This is a genomic window from Pantoea sp. CTOTU49201, from assembly GCF_032054795.1.
GTDB classification, from domain to species: domain Bacteria; phylum Pseudomonadota; class Gammaproteobacteria; order Enterobacterales; family Enterobacteriaceae; genus Pantoea; species Pantoea symbiotica.
On record NZ_DAMBSA010000346.1, the window covers coordinates 1 to 5066 of the forward strand.

Consider the following 5066-nt stretch of genomic DNA (forward strand, 5'->3'; position numbering starts at 1 on the left):
TTTCGCCGAACGGCACGTTGGCGCCCACCGACAGATCGAGCCAGTTTTTATCACGCGCCTCAATGCTGCGCTCGAACGAGGTGCGGGTCGATTTCAGCCCGGCGCGCACCGTTGAATCGGAATCGCCAAACTGATGGTTATAACTCACCTGCGCCCACGGATTCACCACCCACTGTTTGCTGTCGATGCGCCAGCCGACTGAGCCGATCTGTGAATGGGTGGTTTGATCGGAGTAGCGCATCGCGGTGCTACTGTCGCTGTTCTCGCTATAACCGCCGACGCGACCGTAATCCAGCGCATAACTGGCGACCGGTCCGGTGCTGAGATTTTCGGTTAGCGGCAACGTCCAGCCGGTTTGCACGCGCATGCCAAGCAGTTTACCGCTGGTGCTGCCCTGCTCGGTACGTTTGGCCGGGCCGATGTGGATATCACGCTCAATGCTGTCGAAATCGAGATCGGCATAGTGCAGATCGGCGTTGATCCAGCCCTGATCGAACATCGTCAACTGGCTATATAGCGCCACTAAATTGCCGCGCAGTTTGTAATCGTAGTTGGAAGAAGGTTCCTGGCGCTGATTGGTGTTGGAGAACAGCACGCCGGTTTGCCAGTTGTCGGTGAGCTGATAGCCGATACCGAGCGTTAAGTTGGTGGTATTAGCATCGCCGTTGCTCCAGCTGTCGCCCTGATAATCAACATGCTGCCCGGCGTAACCGCCAAACACCGTGAACTGTCCGGCGCTGGCAGGCTGCTGACGCTGCTGCTGCAAATGCCCATCGAGCGTGTTTTGTGTGTCACGCGCCATCATCAGTGGCGATTGTGACAGCGCCGCCACTTGCGCCGGTGCATCCAGAATAGACTGGATGTAATCTGCGATCATCGCGTGCACCGCTGGGCTTGGATGCAGGCGATCGGCAAACAGGTAATCCTGCGCGCTGGAGAAACCTGGCGTGCTGGATTGGCACTCATCCGCTGACGTCCCGATAGGACACGCAATGCCGATGGTGTTGGTTAAGCCATATTGCGTCGGATTGGCGATCACTTCATCGAACAGCCCGGCGATGTCAACGCGCACAATATTGCCATTCAGTGTCGCCAGTCCCGCTTCTTCCTGCTGGTTATAACCGTCGGACAGCGCGGTAACCTGCTCGCTGAGTTCCTGCCATGCGGTGTAGAGCTGCTGCGCCAGCGCGTCGCGCACCGCCGGAACGGAAGAGACTTCCCCCGCTGCTTGCGTAAAGGCATCCTGCACCGCCTGTTGTCGCGCGGCTTTATCTGGCGTAGTGACGCTATCCAGCGACTGAAACGCCGCCACCATGGCTGGCGTGGCTGCAGTGCCTAACACGCGCAGCACCGTTTGGATCATATAAGGCGTTGAACCGAGTTGCGGAACCGTGGGCACGATTACCGCTCCCGCGCCGGCATCCAGCAGCGTTTTGATCTGTGCAACCGATTGATTGGCGCTGTTACTGATGGTTTCGCTGGCGGTTAACGGATTGATGACGGCAGCGGCGATGTCGTTGGCACCGACCCAATGGATGTACAAACCGTTGCTGTCAGCGCGGCCGCCGGTTGAGGCGAGATAACCCGCCAGTTGATCCTGAGTGTTTAAATCCGGATCGAGCTTCGGCACCGACACCGCGCCGCCCTGCGCATAATTGCTGCCGCCCAACGAAGAACGTTGCAAGTCCTCACCTAAATGCGCGGCAAGAATCTCGTCATATAAAGGATGTTGTGCACCGTCGAAGGTAAAGCGGCCCACGTTGCCGCTATCACTTAGGCTATCGCCAAACACGGTCAGGCTATCCCATGCCAGCGCGGGAACAGGCGTCAGCAACGCGCTAAGTGTGGCGATGGCGACAGCGGAAAGCGCAGATTTGTGGTTGTTCATCATCAACTCCGTGATGGGCCAGAGTTACGTCGTCTGACCGGCAAAAGGTTAGGTCCGCGCATCAAGCGAACCCGCAACATCGCATCAGGAATGCGTAAGGAAAATATCAAGGACGTTTAACTGTTTAGTCAGGAAGGAGGCGTTATGCCAGTTTGCAGCGGCAAATTAACCAAAGTTTATGAACAGCTCTTTTACATGCATTTAAATTAAACCTTTAAATAAGGCCGCCGATAACTAACGATGCAGAGTTCGACTACGCTCTGATCGGTACCTTTGAAAACATCAGGTCGGTTAATTAAATACCCCCATGCGGCGCTGCGGCGCACAGAGACACTTTGAAGTGTACGGCGAAGGGGATCTGCGGGCAGCCTAAGCGACACGTCCTGAACGTGAGCAGATTGGTGCTGCACGCCTTACGTTCAACAGCACAATAATCGCCTGAGGCTTCCCATGTTTGGTGTGAAAAAGTCGAGTCTTACCTTGCCGTTTTATAAAAGTGGCGATGTGGTTAAAGATATCAATGCGATCAAACAGCATGTGGCATGGATTGAATTTACGCCCAATGGCGAGATTCTCACTGCCAATCACCTCTTCCTTGCCACCACCGGCTACCAGCTGAATGAGATTCAGGGGAAACATCACCGCATCTTCTGCAGCCCGCAACACAGCCAATCTTCCAACTACCTCGCATTCTGGCAAACGCTGGCGTCGGGCGAATCGGTAACTGGCATTTTTGAGCGCTTCAATAAGCAAGGCCAGCGCTTCTATCTCAGCGCCACCTATTTCCCGGTGAGCGATGACAAAGGCCATGTTTACAAAGTGATCAAGGTGGCTTCGGATATTACAGAACGTCATCAGGAGCTGGAGCACAAAGAAGTGGTGATCACCGCGCTGGATCTTTCCATGGCGGTAATCGAATTTACCCCAGAGGGTCAAATCCTCACGGCCAACAATAATTTCCTGAAGCACATGGGATACGAGCTGGATTCGGTTGTTGGGCAACATCATCGTATTTTCTGCTTCGATAACTTCTACCGCGAAAATCCGGACTTCTGGCGCAAGATGGCCAAAGGTGAACACTTTGTTGGCCGCTTCGAACGAAAAACCGCCAGCGGCGAACGCATCTGGCTTGAAGCTAGCTACAACCCGGTTTATGACGCGGATGGCAAGGTCTACAAGGTGATCAAAATCGCCTCGGATATCACCGCGCGCGTGGAAGCCGCCAAGCGTGTGGCCGACATCGCGCTGACCACATCTGAAGAGACCTCACAAATCACCGACAACGCCAATGAGGTGCTGGATGAAACCATCCGCAACTCTGGACTGGTGGCGGTGCAAGTCAATGCAGCGACGGCGATTGGTGCCGAGCTCAACGCCTCTGCGAAAAGCATTAGCGAAGTGGTCGAGACCATCAACCTGATTGCCTCGCAAACCAATATTCTGGCGCTGAATGCGGCGATTGAGTCGGCGCGCGCCGGTGAAGCGGGCCGTGGATTCAGCGTGGTGGCGGGTGAAGTACGACGTTTGGCGGCATCCACCTCCAGCGCCACCAAGCAGATCACCCAGGTGGTGGAACATAACGCCAGTTTGATTGCGCAGATGGAGCAGCAGCTCAATGAGGTGAAGCAGTTTGTGGTGACCGAACAGGATAAAATCAGCGTGCTGTCACGCAGCCTGCGTGAAATTAACAGCGGCGTACATGAGTTTGTGAACGTGATTCATCGGTTAGATGTGTGATTTGTAGGGTCGCCATTTATGGCGACCTGAAAAGCGTATCGTGCGGTCAGCGGAAAGGTCGTCATGAATGACGACCCTACGGTCGCACGGTAGTGATTACATCATCTGCGGTTCACGGATCGCCTGACCTTTGGCGAAACGCGCCAGACTGTACGGCTTCATATCGGTGAACAACGGTTTGTTATTCACCATCTGCGCGCACAGCAAGCCTGCGCCCGGCCCGATACCAAAACCGTGGCCGCTAAAGCCGGAGGCGATAAACAAGCCCGGCATGCTGGTCATCTCATCAATCACCGGCACCAGATCCGGCGTGGTATCAATCCAGCCGCCCCACGCGTGATCCACTTTAATGCCGTTCAACTCCGGATAAAGCTGCACCAGCGCCTGCATCGCTTCCTGCACAATGCCGTTATCCGGTGCCGGATCAAGGGTGCGGATCTTCTCAAACGGCGACACACCTTGATTGGACCACGAACCGGCGGCTTCCGGACCGTTGAAGAACGAGCCATTAATGCGCATCTTCAGCTTCTTAGCGATCTTGCTGCGAAACATCGGATAGAACTTGGTGGCGTAACGGATGTTTTGCGGTGCGAGGTCAATTTGCCCGCGTCCGGAGAGCGCCACGGTGTAGCTGCCATCCTGGCGACGACGAATGCACAACCCGCCGGTGCTGAGACAACCTTTGATCACTTCAGGTGCCGCCGTGGTTTTGAACGCGGTACCCAGAATATTGGCGCTCGGCAGTTCGATGCCGTATTGCTTGCAGAAGCGTGAGCTCCACGCGCCGCCGCAGCATATCACGCGATTGGCTTTCACCAGGCCGCGCTCGGTCCAGACGCCGGTCACGCGTCCGCCGGAAACATCCAGTCCGCGTACCGCGCAGTTTTGCTGGATCGATGCGCCGAGGTTTTTCGCGCCGGTAGCAATCGCCGGTGCTGCCAGTGACGGCTCCGCGCGACCATCGCTGGGCGACCACACGCCACCAATCCACGGCGCATTGTTACCGATGCGCTCGCGCGTCTCTTGCGCAGTCATCAGATGGCTAACGAAGCCAATCTGCTGCGCCTGTTTGCCCCACGCTTCCCAGCGCGCCAAATCGCTTTCGCTCTGCGTGCCGTAAGTAATGCCCTGACGCGAGAAGCCGAGATCGAGGCCGATTTCGCTGCTCAACTCGTCCCAGCGCTGCAAACTGCGCATCGCCATCGGCAGCTCATACAGGTCGCGGTTTTGCTGGCGAACCCAGCCCCAGTTTCGACCGGATTGTTCGCCGCCGATCACGCCCTTTTCAAACAGCGCTACTGAAACGCCCTGTTTTGCCAGTTCGTAACTCACCGACGTGCCAATAATGCCGCCGCCAATGACTATCACATCAACGGATTCGGGAAAGCGTTCACTGTCTGCTACTGCATTGATTTTTATGCGCACCATCTCAAGTCCTGCA

3 protein-coding genes are annotated in these 5066 nt (G+C 56.0%); 1 reads left to right on the forward strand and 2 read right to left on the reverse strand.

Going from position 1 to position 5066, the window contains the following annotated elements; genetic code table 11:
• Positions 1 to 1888: autotransporter domain-containing protein (locus RTY00_RS19555; protein ID WP_312665632.1), on the reverse strand; the 1888-nt coding region annotated here is incomplete at its 3' end.
• Positions 1889 to 2338: 450 nt separating this feature from the next.
• Between RTY00_RS19555 and RTY00_RS19560 the strand changes: the two genes are divergently transcribed.
• Entirely contained in the window at positions 2339 to 3625 is a 1287-nt protein-coding gene (locus RTY00_RS19560) for a PAS domain-containing methyl-accepting chemotaxis protein (protein WP_312665634.1), read from the forward strand.
• 96 nt (positions 3626 to 3721) lie between these two features.
• Here the strand turns inward: RTY00_RS19560 and RTY00_RS19565 are convergent, their stop codons facing one another.
• Positions 3722 to 5050, reverse strand: a complete 1329-nt coding sequence (locus RTY00_RS19565; RefSeq protein ID WP_409519152.1) for an NAD(P)/FAD-dependent oxidoreductase — start codon at positions 5048 to 5050, stop codon at positions 3722 to 3724.
• Positions 5051 to 5066: the final 16 nt, after the last annotated feature.

Coding starts and splice junctions, on each gene's coding strand:
- RTY00_RS19560 (WP_312665634.1), top strand. CDS start 2,339: ATGTTTGGTGTGAAAAAGTCGAGTCTTACCTTGCCGTTTTATAAAAGT.